The 19,082-nt window shown below is 45.9% G+C and carries 20 protein-coding genes; 8 read left to right on the forward strand and 12 right to left on the reverse strand.

Annotation, left to right across the window (positions count from 1 at the left end; translation table 11 throughout):
• Window positions 1-24: 24 nt before the first annotated feature.
• Together QUA44_RS22610 and bchD are read left to right on the forward strand one after the other, a co-directional pair.
• Window positions 25-1,308 (forward strand): HAMP domain-containing sensor histidine kinase, encoded by a 1,284-nt coding sequence (locus QUA44_RS22610; RefSeq protein ID WP_333254578.1) that lies wholly within the window; start codon window positions 25-27, stop codon window positions 1,306-1,308.
• A 34-nt stretch (window positions 1,309-1,342) separates the two neighbouring features.
• Window positions 1,343-3,451, forward strand: a complete 2,109-nt coding sequence (gene bchD / locus QUA44_RS22615; RefSeq protein WP_333254575.1) for a magnesium chelatase ATPase subunit D — start codon at window positions 1,343-1,345, stop codon at window positions 3,449-3,451.
• A 79-nt stretch (window positions 3,452-3,530) separates the two neighbouring features.
• Here bchD and QUA44_RS22620 read toward each other — a convergent pair whose 3' ends face one another.
• Window positions 3,531-3,854, reverse strand: coding sequence for a PEP-CTERM sorting domain-containing protein (locus tag QUA44_RS22620; protein WP_333254572.1), 324 nt, complete (start codon window positions 3,852-3,854; stop codon window positions 3,531-3,533).
• A gap of 526 nt (window positions 3,855-4,380) precedes the next feature.
• On the opposite strand from QUA44_RS22620, the gene QUA44_RS22625 reads away from it, so the two are divergent.
• Complete coding sequence (locus QUA44_RS22625; protein WP_333254569.1) at window positions 4,381-5,109, forward strand: Bax inhibitor-1 family protein; 729 nt, start codon at window positions 4,381-4,383, stop codon at window positions 5,107-5,109.
• Here QUA44_RS22625 and QUA44_RS22630 read toward each other — a convergent pair whose 3' ends face one another.
• Complete coding sequence (locus QUA44_RS22630) at window positions 5,110-5,268, reverse strand: hypothetical protein (protein ID WP_333254567.1); 159 nt, start codon at window positions 5,266-5,268, stop codon at window positions 5,110-5,112.
• A 20-nt stretch (window positions 5,269-5,288) separates the two neighbouring features.
• Here QUA44_RS22630 and QUA44_RS22635 point away from each other — a divergent pair, with 20 nt between their 5' ends.
• The 4 genes from QUA44_RS22635 to rpsU all read left to right on the forward strand — a co-directional run bounded on the left by QUA44_RS22635 (window position 5,289) and on the right by rpsU (window position 9,756).
• On the forward strand, window positions 5,289-6,872 hold the full coding sequence (locus QUA44_RS22635) for a tetratricopeptide repeat protein (RefSeq protein ID WP_333254564.1): 1,584 nt from the start codon (window positions 5,289-5,291) through the stop codon (window positions 6,870-6,872).
• Window positions 6,873-7,194: 322 nt separating this feature from the next.
• Complete coding sequence (locus QUA44_RS22640; protein WP_445243691.1) at window positions 7,195-8,145, forward strand: PCRF domain-containing protein; 951 nt, start codon at window positions 7,195-7,197, stop codon at window positions 8,143-8,145.
• Window positions 8,146-8,261: 116 nt separating this feature from the next.
• Window positions 8,262-9,372, forward strand: a protein-coding gene (prfB, locus tag QUA44_RS22645) for a peptide chain release factor 2 (RefSeq protein WP_333254562.1) whose coding sequence is annotated in 2 segments (ribosomal slippage) — window positions 8,262-8,333 and window positions 8,335-9,372 — 1,110 coding nt in all. Because the reading frame shifts where the segments join, the coding sequence is not laid out codon by codon here.
• A gap of 189 nt (window positions 9,373-9,561) precedes the next feature.
• Complete coding sequence (gene rpsU / locus QUA44_RS22650) at window positions 9,562-9,756, forward strand: 30S ribosomal protein S21 (protein ID WP_006632476.1); 195 nt, start codon at window positions 9,562-9,564, stop codon at window positions 9,754-9,756.
• Window positions 9,757-9,764: 8 nt separating this feature from the next.
• Here the strand turns inward: rpsU and QUA44_RS22655 are convergent, their stop codons facing one another.
• The 5 genes from QUA44_RS22655 to QUA44_RS22675 all read right to left on the reverse strand — a co-directional run bounded on the left by QUA44_RS22655 (window position 9,765) and on the right by QUA44_RS22675 (window position 13,671).
• Window positions 9,765-11,228: an AtzE family amidohydrolase gene (locus tag QUA44_RS22655; protein WP_333254559.1), complete on the reverse strand. Its 1,464-nt coding sequence runs from the start codon at window positions 11,226-11,228 to the stop codon at window positions 9,765-9,767.
• A gap of 24 nt (window positions 11,229-11,252) precedes the next feature.
• Window positions 11,253-11,429 (reverse strand): DUF4089 domain-containing protein, encoded by a 177-nt coding sequence (locus QUA44_RS22660; protein ID WP_333254619.1) that lies wholly within the window; start codon window positions 11,427-11,429, stop codon window positions 11,253-11,255.
• Between the two features lie 637 nt (window positions 11,430-12,066).
• Window positions 12,067-12,429, reverse strand: coding sequence for a DUF4189 domain-containing protein (locus QUA44_RS22665; RefSeq protein WP_333254556.1), 363 nt, complete (start codon window positions 12,427-12,429; stop codon window positions 12,067-12,069).
• 349 nt (window positions 12,430-12,778) lie between these two features.
• Window positions 12,779-13,123 carry a KGK domain-containing protein gene (locus QUA44_RS22670; RefSeq protein ID WP_333254554.1) on the reverse strand — a complete coding sequence of 115 codons (345 nt, stop codon included), beginning with the start codon at window positions 13,121-13,123 and terminating at the stop codon, window positions 12,779-12,781.
• 95 nt (window positions 13,124-13,218) lie between these two features.
• Window positions 13,219-13,671 (reverse strand): hypothetical protein, encoded by a 453-nt coding sequence (locus QUA44_RS22675; protein WP_333254552.1) that lies wholly within the window; start codon window positions 13,669-13,671, stop codon window positions 13,219-13,221.
• Window positions 13,672-13,948: 277 nt separating this feature from the next.
• On the opposite strand from QUA44_RS22675, the gene QUA44_RS22680 reads away from it, so the two are divergent.
• Window positions 13,949-15,015, forward strand: a protein-coding gene (locus QUA44_RS22680) for an ISKra4 family transposase (RefSeq protein WP_333254618.1) whose coding sequence is annotated in 2 segments (ribosomal slippage) — window positions 13,949-14,117 and window positions 14,117-15,015 — 1,068 coding nt in all. Because the reading frame shifts where the segments join, the coding sequence is not laid out codon by codon here.
• 190 nt (window positions 15,016-15,205) lie between these two features.
• Here QUA44_RS22680 and QUA44_RS22685 read toward each other — a convergent pair.
• The 5 genes from QUA44_RS22685 to QUA44_RS22705 form a co-directional block, all read right to left on the reverse strand.
• A complete protein-coding gene (locus QUA44_RS22685; protein ID WP_333254550.1) occupies window positions 15,206-16,030 on the reverse strand; it encodes an amidohydrolase family protein in 825 nt (274 codons plus the stop codon).
• Window positions 15,958-16,176 carry a hypothetical protein gene (locus tag QUA44_RS22690; protein WP_333254548.1) on the reverse strand — a complete coding sequence of 73 codons (219 nt, stop codon included), beginning with the start codon at window positions 16,174-16,176 and terminating at the stop codon, window positions 15,958-15,960. The genes QUA44_RS22685 and QUA44_RS22690 overlap by 73 nt, the downstream gene beginning before the upstream one ends.
• The gene (locus QUA44_RS22695) at window positions 16,148-16,477 is read right to left on the reverse strand and encodes an amidohydrolase family protein (protein WP_333254546.1); all 330 of its coding nucleotides are present in this window, start codon (window positions 16,475-16,477) and stop codon (window positions 16,148-16,150) included. Before QUA44_RS22695 ends, QUA44_RS22690 begins: the two co-directional genes overlap by 29 nt.
• A 200-nt stretch (window positions 16,478-16,677) precedes the next feature.
• Entirely contained in the window at window positions 16,678-17,169 is a 492-nt protein-coding gene (locus tag QUA44_RS22700; protein ID WP_333254544.1) for an ureidoglycolate lyase, read from the reverse strand.
• Window positions 17,170-17,387: 218 nt separating this feature from the next.
• Complete coding sequence (locus QUA44_RS22705) at window positions 17,388-18,890, reverse strand: cobyrinate a,c-diamide synthase (protein ID WP_333254542.1); 1,503 nt, start codon at window positions 18,888-18,890, stop codon at window positions 17,388-17,390.
• Window positions 18,891-19,082 lie beyond the last annotated feature (192 nt).

Consider the following 19,082-nt stretch of genomic DNA (forward strand, 5'->3'; position numbering starts at 1 on the left):
GGTCGCGATCGCCCGAAGTTTGGTATGGCGATTGGGCGATCGCTCAACTACAATGAAGCATGGGCAATATCTGCCAAACTTCACCCCCACGCCGACATCATGGACTACAGCCAAGTGCTTGCCGACAAAACCGATACTATCGTCCAAAACTGGATTGAAGCAGTACGTCAGGATCGGAAAATTGAAACCGCTGCAGCCTTACCGCAGTCAGCAATCGAAAATCACATACCTTACCTGCTGGCGGCGATGGCCACAGTGCTTTCCCAATATCAAAACAGCGAAATAAAACTAATAATTGAAGCCAGTTTAGATCACGGATTTCTCAGAGCCGAACAAGGCTACGACGCCGCAGAAATAGCCCGCGAATACCATTTATTGCGTCAAGTAATATTCTCCCACTTAGAAGCCGAATTGCTAGCAGGAAGCGTCGCAGACGTATTCAGAGCTTTTCGGCTGATAGATGCCGTACTAGACGAAGCAATTGCCCAGTGTTTCAATAGCTACGTCGCTCAGAGGCTGCGGGAACTTCAACAAATCCAAACTCAGTTACAACTCACAAATCAAGAACTCTCTCGCCTTGTCAGCGTCAATCAAGAAAACGTCTACCATTTGGCTCACGAACTCAAAACTCCTCTCAACTCAATTATTGGTTATTCCGAACTATTCCTGCGAAAAGAAAAATGGCAATCTGAAGTCAAAGATACCCTCCCCGGCATCGAACACATCGAGCGAGTATTGCGTAACGGCAGACATTTGCTCCGCATGATTAATGACACACTAGAACTTTCTCGCGCTAATGCCGGAAAAATTAAACTTAACCTGCAGCGAACTAATGTACGATCGGTAATTAACACCGTAGTAGAAATGATGCAGCCAATTGCTGATGCTAAAGGACTAAAGCTCGCTGTTACCAGCGACTGCGGCCCAACACAAGTAATCTCGGACTCTGGGCGGCTGCAACAAATTCTGATCAACCTGCTGAGCAATGCCATTCGCTATACAGAATCTGGTAGCATCGAATTAAGTTGCCACCCTGCTGGAGAAGGAAATTGGGCGATCGCAATTACAGATACCGGCATTGGCATCGCCCCCGAAGATACAAACCGCATCTTTGATCCCTTCTTTCAAGCAGGAGAAGCCGGCAAACAGCTCTTTCCCACCGAAAGCACTGGCCTGGGATTAGCAATAGTATCGCGGCTCGTCACGCTGCTGCAAGGCAAAATAGAGCTAGTATCGGAAATAGGAGTTGGCTCAACTTTTACCGTGATTCTGCCGCAAGAAGTTAAAATACTCCAAGAAGTAAGCTAAACATTAAGTTCAAATTTTTACATCCGAAAATCCTATGCCCGCAGCCAACCTTAGCCCTTCCACCACAGCCTTTCCCCTCACCGCCGTAGTCGGGCAAGAAGCAATCAAATTAGCCCTGCTGTTAGCAGCAGTCGATCCCGGATTGGGAGGAGTTGCGATCGCAGGCCGCCGCGGGACAGCAAAATCAGTAATGGCCCGCGCCTTGCACTCCTTACTGCCACCCATTGAAATTGTTAAAGATTCTTTTTGCAACGCCGAACCCGATGAAAATATTGCAGAACTGGCATCTTTTCTATTAGAAGAAAACGGGCAAGATGCCAGTTCCACAAATACTAATTCCCCAAAAAATACTGAAATAATTCCCACACCATTCATTCAAATTCCTTTGGGTGTAACCGAAGACAGACTCTTAGGTTCAGTCGATGTCGAACAATCAGTAAAATTCGGCCAAACCGTATTTCAACCCGGACTCTTAGCCCAAGCAAATCGAGGCGTACTTTACGTAGACGAAATCAACCTCCTCGATGACAATATTTCCAACCAATTACTCACAGTATTAACCGAAGGTCGCAACCAAATAGAACGGGAAGGGATTAGCTTTCAACACCCTTGCAAACCTCTATTCATCGCCACCTACAACCCCGAAGAAGGGCCGTTGAGAGAACATTTGCTCGATCGCATCGCGATCGTACTTTCAGCCGACGCAGCACTCCAACTAGAAGAAAGAGTCTACGCAGTAGAACAAGCTTTATCCTACTCCAGCTCCCCCCAAGAATTCCTCAACCAATACGCCGAAGACACCGACAACCTCAAAACCCAAATCATCCTAGCCAGAGAATGGCTCAAAGATGTCAGCATTAAACGCGAACAAATTGCCTACCTAGTAGAAGAAGCCATCCGGGGCGGCGTTCAAGGACACCGCGCCGAAATATTCGCAGTGCGCGTCGCCAAAGCCGCCGCCGCCATCGAAGGACGCACAGAAGTTAACGCCGAAGACCTGCGCCGCGCCGTAGAATTAGTCATCGTACCCCGCGCCACCGTCATCCAAACTCCCCCAGACGAAAACTCACCTCCTCCTCCCCCGCCACCACCGCCACAAAAGCAGTCAGAACAAGAACAAGACGAACCCGAAAACGAGCAAGAAGACGAAGACAACCAAGAAAACGAAGACAACCCAGAACCTCAAGAAGAACCAGAACAAGATACCATTCCCGAAGAATTTCTGTTTGACCCCGAAGGCGTAATTCTTGACCCCAGCGTGCTTTTATTCGCCCAACAATCCGCCAACAAACAAGGCAAATCCGGCAGCAGAAGCACCATTTTCTCGGAAGATAGAGGCCGTTACGTCAAGCCAGTATTGCCCAAAGGCCCCGTCCGCCGCATCGCTGTAGATGCGACTCTCAGAGCCGCCGCACCATACCAAAAAGCCCGCCGCGACAGGAATTCCGACCAGCAACCCACCGCCAGCGAGAGCCCTAATCGAGAGAAGCGCGTATTTGTGGAACAGGGAGACATTCGGGCGAAGCGCTTGGCGAGAAAAGCTGGGGCTCTAGTGGTATTTGTTGTGGATGCTTCCGGTTCGATGGCCCTCAACCGGATGCAGTCGGCCAAAGGTGCAGTCATGCAGCTACTCACCGAAGCTTATCAAAGCCGCGACCAAGTGGCGCTGATTCCGTTTCGCGGAGAGCAAGCAGAAGTATTGTTGCCGCCGACTCGCTCGATAGCCTTGGCCCGCAAGCGTTTGGAACGGCTGCCCTGCGGCGGTGGTTCGCCCCTCGCCCACGGTTTGACGCAAGCGGTGCGCGTGGGAGTTAACGCGCGGCAGTCGGGAGATATTGGTCAAGTGGCGATTGTCGCTATTACTGACGGGCGCGGTAATATTCCTTTGGCTCGTTCTTTGGGCGAACCGATTTTAGATGGCGAAAAGCCGGATATTAAGAAGGAATTGTTAGAAATTGCTGCCAAAATTCGCGGCCTGGGAATGCAGTTGCTGGTGATTGACACTGAGAGCAAATTCATTTCGACTGGCTTTGCGAAGGAATTGGCCAAGACTTCTGGAGGGAAATACTATCATTTGCCGAAAGCTACCGAACAGTCGATCGCAGCTATGACTAAAAATGCTCTACGCGACGCGATCGGCTAAAATCCTGATAGCCGCATTCATCTGCGTTTATCTGCGGTTAAAAATCCCAAAATTAGACTTTTTGCCAAAAGCCAAAAGTCTAATTTTTAACTCTCACTCTCCGGCGACTCACCGCCAGCGAACCCGCAACTAAACCCAACCCTACCACCGTCGAAGGCTCAGGAATTCTCACGGGCAGAGGTACGCGGTTTGCCGTCCCCCGGTTCGGGGTTGAAGAATTTGTACTTTGGGGGAGTTGACCGGTCTGAGCCAGCAGCAAATTTTCTGAACCCTGCCGCTCAGCAGCGGTAGAAACGGCTCGGACATTAGCTGCAACGGCAGCTTGACCGCCGGAAATAATGGCTGCGGCTAATAAAATTCCGGCGGCAGGTGGCAATAATTTGCGATCGAAAAAGGTGTACATTAGATATTACCTATTTGGCATTTTGTCGATCGAACTCGATCTATTCATTAATTTTATTGGTATTCTCTGTCTGAGCTACCTTAGCAATTAACGGAACCGATTTTAGATTTTAGATTTTAGATTATTGAAGTTTCTGGTTCCTAGTTTCAACTAATTCGCAAATCAAAAACCCAAAATCAACTGTGGCCCCTGCCTCTAGCATATACTCCATAATCCCCAATCGTAAATCCCCCATCCAAAATTGATTGACTTCGGCTATCTGTGATTTGAGCGACTTTAAGCTAGCCCTTGGCCGCAGCGCCGGCCCTTTAAACTAAATTATAGCTTTGCCGCGAGGCGCAACGGTGCGAGACAGCTACACGGCACAGACCTGTACGCAGTCGATTATAAACAATCGATCCCCGCTTTGGAGTGATTTCACCCCCGTTCTTTATCAAATCTTTAAACTCTTTCAGGTTTTGCAAACAAAGTGTAAAGCTGTCAAAATGATAGATAGCAATTCTCAGCCAAAATTAGGTAAATCCTCGTGAGTAACACTAGCAATTTCCGCGAAGCCGTGCGCGAGGCCAAAAACCACGCACTGGTAGGCCCCAACGTCATCTCCAACGCTCTCCCCTTCGTGGGCGGCGGACTTGTCTTAACTGCTGTCGGCACCTACGGCGGCCTCGGAGTGATTCGTAACTATCCCGGGATCTTCTTTCCCACATTCATCGCCGCGATCGTCGTAGAATTAATTTTATTCTTCGTCGCCCGCGGTGCCGCCGAACAAGGCAACAAAAACACCGCTTTACCCCTGCTGGCAACCTACAGCCTGCTTTCCGGCTACACCCTTAGCGGATTGGTCTTTACAGCCCTCAGAACCCAAGGAGTCGGCATCTCCGGCATCGGTTTTGCAGCCCTCGGATGCGGTATTACCTTTATCGCCGCCCGCCAAATTGGCTCCAACCTTTCTGAACAAGACGGCATGGCTCTCACCAAAACTATCAGTTTAGGTGTGATTGCTTTGTTAGTCGTCGTTGGCGGTCAGTTTCTGCTCTCTCTTTTCGGCGTCTACACCCCAACCTGGTTGGAAATTGGCATTTCTGGCATCGGCGTGTTTATATTTGCTGGCGCTGCGATTGTAGACTTTTACATACTACCCCGCAGTTACCGCGATGACCAATATTTGCCAGCCGCTTTGTCGATGTACTTGACTTACATCAACTTGTTCATCTTCATTCTGCGCCTGATGATTGCTCTCAACGGCCGCGATTAATCAACGCAAGTTTAGCTTAAAAAGAACCGCAGCTCGATCGACATCCGGCTGCGGTTTTTGATTAAGATTTACAACCAAGATAGCGATCGGTCGATTTGAGATTTTATATTTGAGGTTGACTGCGCTAATTCTGTCGATCGCGATTTCAAAATTAATCACAAATTAATTGAATAACACTCATGTACTTAAAATATGAAGATATCAGGAGAGTCAGCGTAGAAATTACATCCCGGTGTAATGCAGCTTGCCCGCAGTGTCCCCGCACCGGCAACCCGATTTTGCCGGGGGCGGAATTAAAGATGGAGGATATTGAGAGAATTTTTCCACAAGAGTTTTGCTCTCAGTTGGATTTGGTGTATATGTGCGGCAACTACGGCGATGCTATGACTAGCAATACCACAATTCCTGCGATCGAATATTTGCACCGCATGGGAGTTCCTCATATCTGCCTGTACACCAACGGTAGCGGACGCAATCCAGACTGGTGGCAAGCCCTGGCACAGGCGATGACAGGAGAACATGATCGCGTAATTTTTAGTATCGACGGGTTGGCCGATACTAACAGCATCTACCGCCAAAATACCAACTGGGACAGGATAATGCAGTCTGTTAATTCCTTCATCCAAGCAGGCGGAAAAGCTGTATGGCACTACTTGATATTTGAACACAACCAGCACCAAGTAGAAGCAGCGCGGGATTTAGCCCAACAACTAGGATTTGTCGAGTTTGTACCGAAAGCTACCTCTCGTTTTGTGGCGAAAGAGATTTATGACAAAGAGTCCGCAAATCAACAGCCTGAAAAGGCAGAAAACTCTCAGGTAGATGCTAAGAGCGATCGCCCCAACCAACCAGCAACAACTAATGCGTCAGCCCCTCAAAATCAAACACAGACCGCTGTTGGGTTGCACCAACAAGCGGAGGATTGTTTGAAACAAGGACAGCTCTCAGAGGCGATCGCAGCCAGCCAACAAGCCCTAAAAATTCAACCTGATTTTGCAGCAGCCTGGAAAACTTTAGGCAATGCTGTTCAAGGTTTGGGGAAGATGCAAGCAGCAGCAGACTGTTACGCCAAGGCGCTTAAAATTCAGCCTAATTTTCCAGAAGTTTATGCTAATGTCGGCAGTCTTTATGCTCAACAGCAACAGTGGCAGCCAGCTAGTGCTTATTACCAAAAGGCGATCGAGCTTAAACCCAATTTTGCCGGAGCTTATCGCAATTTAGCTCAAGTTTTGACACAGTTGGAGCAACCAGAAAAAGCCAATTATGCTTGGTATCAAGCTATAGCTATTGAAACCTCTCAAACACCCGAACCAACTCGTTCTGTCCCATCAAAGCCAGCCAGCGAAGAACTCCAACCCCCATCGTTGGAACAATATAAAAATCCACAGGGAGACCAATTTATCCAAGCTGTAGAAACATTTGGTAGCCTAAATAATTACTACCGTAATGTAGAAATTAGCTGTCAAACTCAAGCCAGCAAAGATATTTTCATTTCTTTTGAAGCTGAACTTTGGCCTTGCTGTTGGGTAAGCCATACTAAATACGCTGTTTATAACCACACTTACAGACCGCAAATGCTGGCTTTACTTGAAAAGTACGGCGAGGGCTTTAATTCTCTCAGAACTAAATCTATCAAAGATGCGATCGCCTGTGATTGGTTTCGCGAAGACCTCACCAAAAGTTTTTCATGTTCCAAAAGGTTAGACGTATGCGCTCACGAATGCGGTAAAACTTTCAATTCAACAGGTTCGCAGTATATCTAGAAACATCTGCGTTCATCCGCGTTCACCAAAGCACAGGGGATTTAAGCCCCCACCTTTAGGTGGATTGTTTTTAGGCAGGGGCCTAAATCCTCTGCCTAAAAACTTCGCACTCCGAAGTCAACTGTCAACTGTCAACTGTCAACTGTCAACTGTTAACTGCGGTTTCAAAAAAATTCTTAGTATTATTGCCTGCCAAAATGCTAAAATCAAAAATACACCCCACAACGCCGGAGAACTGAGAGTGAAATTCTACACATCGAACACAATATCGAAACTTTGTGCGATCGCCTAAACCGCCTACAAGACTGTCTTTAGCTCATCAATAACCGCTGAAAGCCAAAAGTTACAACAGCTAACAGCACAGCCGGCATCGGGCAACAGAACCAACACAGTTGAACCCATACTCCAAGAACTAGACGCACTGCAATTCGATCGGGCAAAACTCAACCAGTGCCAAACTTGTTTAGCAGATATTAACGCAGCAGTCGAGTTGCTGGAATTTCAAGCAGACGACGAACTAGAGCAAGAACTTCAAACTAATTTAGCTGACCTAAACCACTTTCTAGAAGAGAGTGAATTACAGCAATTGTTGAGCGAACCTCGTGACAAAAATGGAGCTTACCTCATAATTAATGCAGGAAATAACGATATCGATGCTCAAGACTGGGCAGAAATGTTGCTGAGAATGTATACTATTTGGGGACACAACCGAGGCTATAAAGTTGCAGACGTTGAATATTCCCCAGCGCCAGAAGTAGGAATTAATTCTGCAACTTTGGAAATAGACGGACGTTATGCTTGCGGCTATCTAAATTCAGAAACCGGAATGCACCGACTGAAACGTAAATCGCCTTTTAACATTACCAGAAAGCGGGCGACTACAGCAACGGTGGAAGTTGTGCCAATGTACGTAGAACTAGATATTCCCCAGCAGGATTTAGAACTAATCTTGCCTCCTAGCGGCGGGAATTGTAACGGAACCAAAGTTTGGGTGAAGATTGTGCATATCCCGACTGGTATTTCCGCAAGATGTGACGGATGCCGCAGTCAAATGCAAAATAAAGACAAGGCTGTGGCGGTTCTCAAGAGCAAACTGTTTGCTATTATGCAAAGGCAAGAAGTTGCAGAAATTTCAGACATTCAGTGCGATCGCCTAACAACAGTCCTTAACCAACCAATTCGGGAATATCAATTTGCCAGCGACAGCGATTCCCGGGCAAAGTTCTGGATCTCCGTACAGGCATCCAAACAACAGCCGTCGCCGAGGTACTAGACGGCAAACTTGACTCATTCCTCAAAGCAGGTGTGCTGCTGAAAAATTGATTTGCACATTTAGATCAAAATTTCAGCTAAACTCAAAAGTACACCCCACAACTAGGAAAAGTAACAGTGGAAGTTCTAGACATCAAACATAATATCGAAACATTGTCCGATCGCCTGGGTACAACCCAGGACTATCTTTGACATCCCCGCACTCACAGCCAAAATCCAAGACTTAGAGCAAATCTGCGCCCAACCAGCATTCTGGGATGACCAAGATCAAGCCCAAGGAACCCTCCAAGAACTAAATGACTTTAAATCTCATTTAGACCAATACCACGGCTGGCAGACTAGCCTAGAAGACGCTAGAGCTATTTTAGAACTGCTGGAGTTAGACGCCGACGAGTCCCTATTCCAAGAAGCCTCAGCCAGTCTTTCCCAGTTAACCCGCGAACTCGACCAGTGGGAACTGCAACAATTACTATCCGGGCCCTACGACGAAGGTGGCGCAGTTTTGACAATTAACGCCGGGGCGGGCGGTACAGATGCTCAAGATTGGGCAGAAATGCTGCTGCGGATGTACACCCGCTGGGGCGAACGTCAAGGTTACAAAGTACATTTAACCGAGATTTCTGAGGGAGAAGAAGCGGGTGTTAAATCTGTGTCTTTGGAAATTGTCGGCCGCTACGCCTACGGCTACATGAGGTCGGAAAAGGGCACTCACCGTTTGGTGAGAATTTCGCCTTTTAACGCTAATGACAAGCGTCAAACCAGTTTTGCGGGCGTGGAAGTGATGCCAGTGCTCGATCGATCCGTTAAACTAGACATTCCAGAAAAGGACTTAGAAGTCACGACTTCCCGCGCAGGCGGCAAGGGTGGGCAAAACGTTAACAAGGTAGAAACGGCAGTCCGCATCGTTCACCTTCCGACAGGTTTGGCTGTCCGCTGTACCGAAGAACGCAGTCAGTTACAAAATAAGGAAAAAGCTCTCGCACTGCTGAAAGCGCGCCTGTTGGTGATTGCGAAGGAACAGCGGGCTTCGGAAATTGCCGAGATTCGGGGCGACATGGTAGAGGCGGCTTGGGGCCAGCAAATTCGGAATTACGTGTTTCACCCCTATCAAATGGTCAAGGATTTGCGGACTGGAGTGGAAACCACCGCCATCCTAGATGTGATGAATGGCGAATTAGAACCGTTCATTCAAGCTTATTTGCGGCAGGAAAATCAGTTGGTCAGTTGACTGTTGACTGTTGACTGTTGACTGTTGTGCGGAGTTCAGTGGGTAACTAAGAAGGACTAAAGTCCTCACTACGAACCTATTTTCTGGTATAATTTTAAGGTTTTTGGTCGATCGCCCGACATCCAACAGGTCGCGCCGCCAGAAACCTTGATATGATAAAACTTGATCTAACGAACCACAGGAGAAATAATGACCCAAGTTGTAATCGGCGAAAATGAAGGGATTGAGTCAGCCCTACGACGGTTTAAGCGACAAGTTTCCAAAGCGGGAATTTTTCCCGACATGAGAAAGCACCGCCACTTTGAAACCCCCCTCGAAAAGCAGAAGCGCAAAGCTATTGCCAGACGCACTAAGAGACGCTTCCACCGCAACAACAAACCCTAGAACTAGCACTAAATTGATTCGGCACATATAATGCCTTGCGATTCTAGTACCGCAGCGACTCGGAGAATCACCGCTTCGCTGTAGGGAGCACCGATAATTTGTACTCCCAAGGGCAAAGCGCCGGGCCGCTGTACGGGCACGCACAGAACTGGCAAGCCTATAAATGATAGGGGTTGAGTGAACAGTCCCAGATTGGGACGCACTAATATTTCTTGTCCGGCGATGACCATTTTCTCGACACCAATTTCAGGAGCGGCGATCGGAGTTGCGGGTGCGAGAATGATATCTGTATATTGGAATATTTCGCGAATTCGATCGCGATACCACTGTCTAAATCTCTGCGCTTGCACGTACCATGTCGCAGGAATCAGGGTTCCAGCCAAAAAACGATCGCGCGTGGCGGGATCGAAGTCTTGAGGGCGCGATCGTAAATTATCCAAATGCAAGTTTCCCCCCTCGCAGGCGGTAATGATAAACGCTGCGGCGCGCGCGCGATCGGATTCCGGTATGCTGACAGTCGCAAGCCCCCCTATTTTTGGGGGGTTTGTTGTTTTTTCCGTGCTATTACCACAATCCAAGACATTTGTCAAGGCTTTAGCAACTATTTCTACAGCATCCATTGCTTCCGGTTCGGCCCCTGTGGCGAAATACCCCTCAGCAACAGCAATTCGCAATCCTTCGATGCCTTGATTTAACTGTGGCGAACAAAGTTCAGGCGGGCGTTGAGTGCAAACTGGGTCACGAGAATCAGGGCCTTGCAGGATATCGTACAACAGCGCCATATCTCTGATCGATCGCCCAAACGGCCCCACACAATCCAAACTACTGGAAAATAAATAAGCGCCAGCCCTCGACAAACGGCCGTAAGTAGGCTTAAACCCAAAGACACCGCACAAAGCAGCCGGTACGCGGATGGAACCGTTAGTATCAGAACCGAGAGTGATGGGTACAAAACCGGCGGCGACTGCTGCTGCGGAACCGCCGCTGGAACCGCCGGCGATGCGCGTAGTATCGCGGGGATTGCGAGTCGGGCCGTAGTGGCTGTTTTCCGTGACGAAACCGTAGGCGTACTCATCCATGTTGAGCGTGCCTACGAGCACAGCACCAGCTTGTCTGAGTCGAGCGACCACCCCCGCGTCCTGGGTAGCCGGAGGATTGTCAGCGTTGATTTTTGACCCAGCCAGAGTAGTAATTCCGCCGATATCGAACAGGTTTTTGACTGCGAAGGGAACGCCTGCTAAAGGGCCGGGATTTTCGTTATTTGCGATCGAATTATCAATATTTTCGGCTGCTGCGAGTGCGCTGGATGCAGTGATTGCAGTAAAGCAATTAAAAGCTTTATCCTTAACAGCAATCCGTTCCAAAGCAGCACTTACCGCCTCTGTAGCCGTAACCTTACCACATTTAACAGCCGCTGCCGTAGCAACCGCATCCGCCTTATCTAAAAAACTTCTGCGTTCATCTGCGTTCATTTGCCCTCATCTGCGGTTAAAAATCTAAGGTTCAAACACCGGCGCGACTTCTACTTCTTGAGGTAAAGGGAATTCAGTAACCAGTCGGGCGATCGCAGCTATTCTCTCGAAGTTTACCACAACACCGGGCCGATGTTCCGGGTCTAACGGTAAGTTTATCAGTTCAGCGGTGCGATCGACATATTCTTCTACATTTACCATGAGTCCCTCCCAAACAACATCAGCGTTCATCCGCGTACATCTGCCCTCATCTGGGGTTAAAAATCTCAGGTTCAGATATAAGTGCGATGATTATTGTATTGTAATGGCGATCGGGAAGTCAGTTATTATTACTCAGCTTTTTATACTCCTCGGATTGTCTGATATCATCTAAAGGAGATTTGGGCTCTAGTGGTTCATCAGGACAAAACTTTATAGATGTCTGCGCTTCCCCTGACTTGAAATTTTTATTACAGCACTTTCCAGGTAAGTGAAGTACAGAGAAACCGGGTTTCTTGAATAAAACCGATTTCTGGCGAGAAATCCAGAAGAAACCGGGTTTCTGGGGTGTACTTCATAAACCTGGAATCCGCTGTATCAACTGTTATAGATAATAGATTGATTTTGTAACATATTTGTAGTGTTCACAATATTTCCTAAGCATTTATACTCATTACAAACCATCAAAAAACCCTTAACACATACAGTCAAAGGGTTTTACCGTTTTAATCGGTCGGAGCGGGTGTTGGTGAGTATTTATGCTTAGGGTACAAGTCGGAGCGGTCGGAGCGGTGACGGTCTAACTTTCTCTAGTCTCTAGTCCTATTACCAATTCCCAATTCCCAATTTCAAAGTTGAGTTATCGTGTGGTACAAGCCCAAGCAACTAGGCTTCCTGAACCCTCAAGTGCGCTCATTGCTTTGCTTTCAGCTTCGGCGCGAGAATCACCAAGTCCCCAACCAACATGAGTACCATTGTCCGATACAGCACCACAGCTATTCTTAAACCAGACTCGAACCGCGCAATCCTCTGCATTTTTAGAACACTCTGCCAATGCTTTATTTTGAGCCGCAGCACGAGTTGAGTGGTCGTAGCTAAAACCATAGGCACTTGTAGCATCCGATGTAGCGATCGCCCCAAAATTATCTGCCAAAGCAGCGCCACCGGATAAGCATTCTGCTAAAACCAGAAGTACAGCACCAACTCCAAAACGTTTAAGCATTGATTTTCTTCTTTTTGTACAGATATATTAAAAATATAACATAACCAATCTTGTTTAGACTATAGTAATAATACTGAAGTAAGTGCGATTCTTTTAGTCGAAACCCGTAAGGGGGATGACTAGCAGCGGTGGGGTAAACCCAATCGGTTAAGAGTTCGCACTTTAATCCCCCATCGTCTGACAACTTAACTATAGCAATTCGATGTGAGTCTCACAACACAGGTGTGAGTGTAACCAACACATACAGCGGATTCCAGGTTTATGAAGTACACCCCAGAAACCCGGTTTCTTCTGGATTTCTCGCCAGAAATCGGTTTTATTCAAGAAACCCGGTTTCTCTGTACTTCACTTACCTGAAAAGTGCTGTAACTTCGATTTTAACCTTTCCTTTTTCCCAACCCTTGGAACCAATTTTGAGAACTTGACAATCGATTCCTTCTTTAGGGGAGTTCCACTTTATATCCCCTGCCATAATTTTTGTTTCTTCGTTAATACACAATTCTTTCATCCAATACATTAGTGATATCTGGCGAGATTCCTTTTGTGCAGTAAGCCCAAGTATCTCACTAAACTTGCTAGCGGCTAGCTCTTTAAACCTTCGTACCAGAAAAGTTGCTTGATTGCCGACGAATAACAAAACATCATCATCACCCACTGTCTCATAGTTCTTATTGGTTTCAACTTTTTCGTCCATTTTTTTTGACCAAATTATGCTGCTTCCTATTTGATACCATTTGAAGGTATGTGAGTCAAGGTGGTAAGAAACAATTTGCGATCGCACTTGTCCACTCAAACACTGACAGTTTCGGGCAACTTCTCAACGGCAACATCCAGCGGAGGCAAAGCAAAATCCTCAGCATCCATCAATTCCTTAACCTTCTCAAAAATCTCAACCTCCGCCTCTTCTTGGTCTGTCAGCTTATCATAAAAATAAGGGTCAGTAAACCACTGTTCAAACGCTATCATTAACAATCCATTGGGCGAAAGTTCAAACCGCCAATACTTAGAAATTCTGCTGTCAACCACTTCAAACATCGGCGCCGGATTATGGATGGGATAATAGCTATAATTATCATTGCAGATGTAGTACCAAATAGTCCCTTTCCATTCTCGGATAGCATAAACAACATATTCCTTGCCTATAGTTAGCGGTAACTCAACCTTTCTAGTGTAACCGCGTGGCGGATCTATATATTCTTCAGGGAGAGATTCACCAGTATTAGCAATACAACGAATTTTCATAACTTGATTACCTACAGATTTTTAGGGGCTGTTTTGGGATACTGTCGCTTGAACTTAAACTCCACATCTTGAAGAGTCTGACTGTTCCGAAACCAATGGACTTGTACCGAAGCTCCATTAATTTCAAAAGCCTCAATACTTGTCATTTTATCCCAATCTTCAGAATTCCCGCCATAAACCTCAATAAGTCGGGTGCATCTCACTTTTGCGAATATGTCAAAAAAGGGTTAAAATGAAAAAGCTAGTAAAATCGTTAAATAAAAATGAGGTAAAGAAAATGACACCCTCAGACCAACAACAGCTAAAAGCCCACTTAAAAGCGGCAGCAGAAATTCTTTACAGAAATACAGCTCCAACCGAGTTAAAAAGTTTTGAAAGTATAGAAAAATCAGTTCGTCAGCAAATGTTATCAGAAGTTGGTCCAGAACTAGGTAGCTTTTTTTTTCAGCAGTATCAGGAATTAAAACAGGAAAACCCCGAAAAATAAAATCAATAATCGGCTCGCTCGATATTACAGATAATCAGGCAAAATATTTTGGCTTAAAAGCTTACAGTCAATTTAGTCCACTGATGGAAAATTGCTGTCTTTTAATCAGTGCCAACGAATCTTATCAAACGGCAGAAAAAGATTTGGAAAAACTTACGGGGATCAAAATTTATCACAGTACATTACAAAGATTAGTCAAGAGACAAGAATTTGAATTACCTACATCTAAACAAGGAGTCAAAGAAATTACATTAGATGGCGGCAAAGTCAGACTACGCAACGAAACTAAGGGCGAGAGATGTTACTGGAAAGACTATAAAGCCGTGTGTTTAGATAATGTTTATTCTGGAGCATTTTTTCAAAATAATCAAGATTTAATTGATTGGAGTAATAGCCAAAAATTACTACACCCTATGTATTGCCTAGGAGATGGTCATGCGGGGATTTGGAACATATTTAAAGAAATTGGAGACAATGAACAAAGACAAGAAATCTTAGATTGGTATCATCTGAAAGAAAATCTCTACAAGGTAGGGGGTTCAACAAAACGATTAAAATTAGCAGAAACTATGTTGTGGCAAGGCAAAGTTGATGAAGTTATAAGTTTATTTAAAGACTTTAAAGGTCAAGCATTTAAAACGTTTTGCAATTATTTAGAGACCCATCGCTGCCGAATAGTTAATTACCAATACTACAAAGAAGAATCCATAAGCTCGATAGGTTCTGGAACAGTTGAATCCATAATTAAACGCATTGGATTAAGGGTGAAAATATCGGGAGCGCAATGGAATATTGAGAACGTTTCCTCTATCCTTGCTCTTCGCTGTGCCTATCTCAACGGTCAACTTTCAATTTGATGTATTTGCCAAAGTGAGATGCACCCAATAAGTCTCGGTGCATCCCCCAACAATCTATCTGTGCCGCAATGAATTACTATGCAATTACCCGCCTTAGCATCTTGCAACAGAAGTTGCTCCGGCAAATTTCTCGGACTCTCATCGGGAATAGCACCTTGATTCACAATTTAACAGCTTCAAATATTGTTTGTCAAATACCATAAAAACTAATCTTAGTAGGTGCAGTTTCCGCCAACAACTTACCCCGCGAAATCACATACCGAACCGCAGCGCGCCTCCTAATTGCATCATAACAATCCTCAGCATCCAACACAATCAAATTTGCAGGTTTCCCCACCTCTATCCCATAATTATTATCTCCCAGATTGAGAGTTTTAGCACCGTTGACAGTCACCATATTAAAACAAGCTGCAATCTCAGCCATTCCCGTCATCTGACAAACATGAACCGCCATATGAGCGACATCCAACATATTTCCCGTACCTAAACTATACCAAGGATCTTGCACGCAGTCGTGACCAAAACTCACATTCAATCCCTGCAGCCACAACTCCTTAACTCGCGTCACCCCACGGCGTTTGGGATAAGTATCAGCGCGGCCTTGCAGGGTGATATTAATTAAAGGATTGGCAATGAAATTAATTCCCGATTTTGCCCAACTTCCCATCAGCTTAAAAGCATAAGCATTGTTATAAGAACCGAAGGCCGTCGTGTGGCTAGCTGTCACCCGCGAACCAGCCCCAGTTCTAATCGCACAAGCTGCTACCACCTCCAAAAATCTCGACTGTTCATCATCGATTTCATCGCAGTGAACATCTATTAATCTATTGTATTTTTCAGCAAGTTCAAATATTCGCTCAACCGACTTCACCCCATCTTCCCGCGTCAACTCATAATGTGGAATCCCGCCCACAGCATCCGCACCCATATCCAGAGATTTCTCTAAAAGTTTGTCATTTTCTGGACTTCCGTAAATCCCGTCTTGGGGAAAGCCACAACTTGCAGAGTCATCCAATCTTTGACTTGTTCTCGAACTTCCAAAAGTCCTTGCAAAGCAGTCAGCGTCGGTTCGCTAACATCAGCATGACTCCTGACAAACAAAATCCCTTGAGACGCTTGCAGCCTTAAAGTTTCAACAGCCCGTTTTTTGACTGACATCATCCAGAGTTAAACATTGCTTTCGTTCCCCCCAAATTTGAATTCCCTCGAACAAAGTGCCGCTTTGATTCCATCGCGGTTCCCCCGCAGTCAAAGCCGAATCGAGATGAATGTGCGACTCCACAAACGGGGGACTAACTAAATTGCCTTGAATGTCGATTTCGCGTTCGCCAAGTTCCCAGATGCGAGGCGAAACGGCTACTATTTGGTCATCCTCGATAGCAATATCAACCGTTGGGCGATCGTCGCCCGCACCTAACAAACGACATTCGCGCAGAACTATGCTATACTTTTGCTCAGGCATGACAATTGCACCTAATTTTAACACTTGTAAACGTGATCCTTCCTAGTTGCTACTCAGTCTAGTGAGACCCAAAAAAATCTCCAATCACTTGCGAACCCCCTCCCTCTCCTCCTCTGCGCCCTCTGCGCCCTCTGCGGTAAAAAAAATCTTACTCAAACAACAAACCTATAACCATAATCACCAATAACAAAGCGCAAATATCAGACAATCTCAAACTCCAGATTGTGATTTTTGACCAAATCAAAGCTAAAATGGTCAACGACATTCGTATTGCTCAATTCCAGATTGTAAAAATCAACAAAATCCTCATCAAAATACGGCCCAGCGTGCCAAGTCCCCACATCTAACTTAATAAAACAATTGCCAGGAATCCGAAAAGCAACAATATCATCTAAACTCGGTTTATCGCTATCCCCAGGAGGCGCAACCGCCATCAACCAATCCTTCCCATCCAGAGAACCCAAACACTGAGTACATTCAACGTGCCGCGTAATTTTGCCAAACTTGCGACCTTTCTCCTGCAGTCGCATAATGTAAAATCTAGGAATACCATTTTGCAAGTTTAAGTGAGCATCCTCAGCATCAAAAGACTTACCATCAAAACTCGCAAAAATAACTTGACCGTAACTCCGAAAATTCTCCGATGTCACCCACTGTGCCGACAACGGCTTAGTTGAAAGTGATTTGCTCATAAATCAGAACATCCCTAGCTTTCTCGGTCATAAATATTGTAATATAAATATTAAGACCACTTGACTTCTACCTTGGGCGCAGCTAAAAACCAACCTTTCGAGTTATCCCACAAAAAAATAGACAAGCTTGCTTTAATTCGATTGCCCTTCTTGAAATTTATCTGCGTTAATCTGTGTTTATCTGCCTGACATCTGCGGTTTCTGTATCAACCTTACAATCACGCATCAGCACACTGCTGCAAAAAACGAGCCGGAATATCAGGGCGAGCACCCCAGTGCAAATGCAAATAAGAAGCGTGCACCTGACAAACTCCCCAACCTTCAGCAACCGCCTCAACTTCCCCCCGTTTCCCATACCTCCAACTGTGATAAACTGGATTAGTCGGTTCCACAGTTAAATGCGATCGATGAAACTCATGTCCCCAAACCACATCCCCCGCAGTTAACACCGAACTATCCCTCACCGCCACAGCTTCTCGGTATCCCAAAGTCAAGCGCTTTCCCATCGCAGCAGCAGCCTGCAACACTCCCACCCCTTGCCAAGAATTGCCCTCGAAGTCTACAATAGAATCGCATAAGTACATCAAACCCCCGCATTCGGCATAAGTCGGCATTCCCGCAACGATCGCACTTCTGACAGCATCCCGAATTAAAACATTATTGCTCAACTCCTTCGCAAAAACTTCAGGGAAACCGCCGCCAAAATACAACCCTTGCACATTGTCAGGAAACACAGCATCATCAAGCGGGCTCCAAAATACTAACTCCGCACCCAACTCTGCCAACAAATCAAGATTGTCCTGATAATAAAAATTAAAAGCCCGATCGCGCGCAACTGCAATCCGCACCCCAAATTTACCCTCCAAACTGTTGACAACATCATTTTTTTTAGTTACAATAACCGAAGGGAGACTGTATCTACCCAAAAGTTGCTCAGACCCCTCACCCCCCCGATTTGAAGTTGCAGCCAGCATTGGCAAAAGTTTTTCCCAGTCAAAAGCCACAGCAGCCAAATCAGCCAACTTATTGATCGCAGCCTCAAGATTCGGCAACTCCTCAGCAGGAATCAGGCCCAAATGCCGATCAGGAATAGTAACAGCCTCATCCCTACGCAAAACCCCTAAAATCGGTAAATTGAGCGGTTTGAGAGCATCTGTAAGCAACTCCAAATGTCGATCGCTAGCCACCCGATTCAACACCAAACCAGCGAAATCAAGATTTGGGTTAAAAGAACGAAAACCGTGGGCAATCGCAGCCACAGAACCAGAAAGCCTGCTGCAATCTATCACAAACAATACCGGCAAATTCAGCAAACAAGCAACATGAGCCGTAGAAGCAAAAGCAACAGAATAATCTAATTCTTCTTTCCCCGCCTTCAAGCCATCCGCTACATCCGCTACAAAATCCGTTGCCGAACTTCTTTCTTCCTTCTTCTGAGAAACTCCATCAAATAGCCCCATTACCCCTTCAACTAAGGCATAATCGACATCTTGAATATGACGCTCAAAACACTGTTTTACATAAGATTCAGACGTTAATACCGGGTCTAAATTTCGACAGGGGCGACCGGTCACAAAAGCATGAAACATCGGATCGATGTAGTCCGGGCCCACCTTAAAAGATTGCACGTTCAAGCCGCGGCGGATTAAATAAGCTAAAAGGGCGATCGTAACAGTAGTCTTTCCCGCACCGCTGCGTTCGCCAGCAATTACTAAACTCATAGTTCTACTTAGTTACAATAAATAATAGATAAGATTACTGGCGTTGCTGATTTACGGTATGAACGGCTAAATATGCAAATCATAAAAACCATTTTCCACAAAACTTCTGGATTTTTGCCTAGTTCTTTTTCATACTCTGATTAAGCAACGCCAGATTACTAAAGTCGCTTTCCAATCATAAAATTATCTGCG

The organism is Microcoleus sp. N9_A2 (assembly GCF_036701775.1).
Classification (GTDB): Bacteria; Cyanobacteriota; Cyanobacteriia; order Cyanobacteriales; family Microcoleaceae; genus Microcoleus.

Coding starts and splice junctions, on each gene's coding strand:
- QUA44_RS22610 (WP_333254578.1), top strand. CDS start 25: ATGGCGATTGGGCGATCGCTCAACTACAATGAAGCATGGGCAATATCT.
- bchD (WP_333254575.1), top strand. CDS start 1,343: ATGCCCGCAGCCAACCTTAGCCCTTCCACCACAGCCTTTCCCCTCACC.
- QUA44_RS22620 (WP_333254572.1), bottom strand. CDS start 3,854: ATGTACACCTTTTTCGATCGCAAATTATTGCCACCTGCCGCCGGAATT.
- QUA44_RS22635 (WP_333254564.1), top strand. CDS start 5,289: ATGTACTTAAAATATGAAGATATCAGGAGAGTCAGCGTAGAAATTACA.
- rpsU (WP_006632476.1), top strand. CDS start 9,562: ATGACCCAAGTTGTAATCGGCGAAAATGAAGGGATTGAGTCAGCCCTA.
- QUA44_RS22655 (WP_333254559.1), bottom strand. CDS start 11,228: ATGAACGCAGATGAACGCAGAAGTTTTTTAGATAAGGCGGATGCGGTT.
- QUA44_RS22660 (WP_333254619.1), bottom strand. CDS start 11,429: ATGGTAAATGTAGAAGAATATGTCGATCGCACCGCTGAACTGATAAAC.
- QUA44_RS22665 (WP_333254556.1), bottom strand. CDS start 12,429: ATGCTTAAACGTTTTGGAGTTGGTGCTGTACTTCTGGTTTTAGCAGAA.
- QUA44_RS22670 (WP_333254554.1), bottom strand. CDS start 13,123: ATGGACGAAAAAGTTGAAACCAATAAGAACTATGAGACAGTGGGTGAT.
- QUA44_RS22675 (WP_333254552.1), bottom strand. CDS start 13,671: ATGAAAATTCGTTGTATTGCTAATACTGGTGAATCTCTCCCTGAAGAA.
- QUA44_RS22690 (WP_333254548.1), bottom strand. CDS start 16,176: ATGATGTCAGTCAAAAAACGGGCTGTTGAAACTTTAAGGCTGCAAGCG.
- QUA44_RS22695 (WP_333254546.1), bottom strand. CDS start 16,477: ATGCCTGAGCAAAAGTATAGCATAGTTCTGCGCGAATGTCGTTTGTTA.
- QUA44_RS22700 (WP_333254544.1), bottom strand. CDS start 17,169: ATGAGCAAATCACTTTCAACTAAGCCGTTGTCGGCACAGTGGGTGACA.
- QUA44_RS22705 (WP_333254542.1), bottom strand. CDS start 18,890: ATGAGTTTAGTAATTGCTGGCGAACGCAGCGGTGCGGGAAAGACTACT.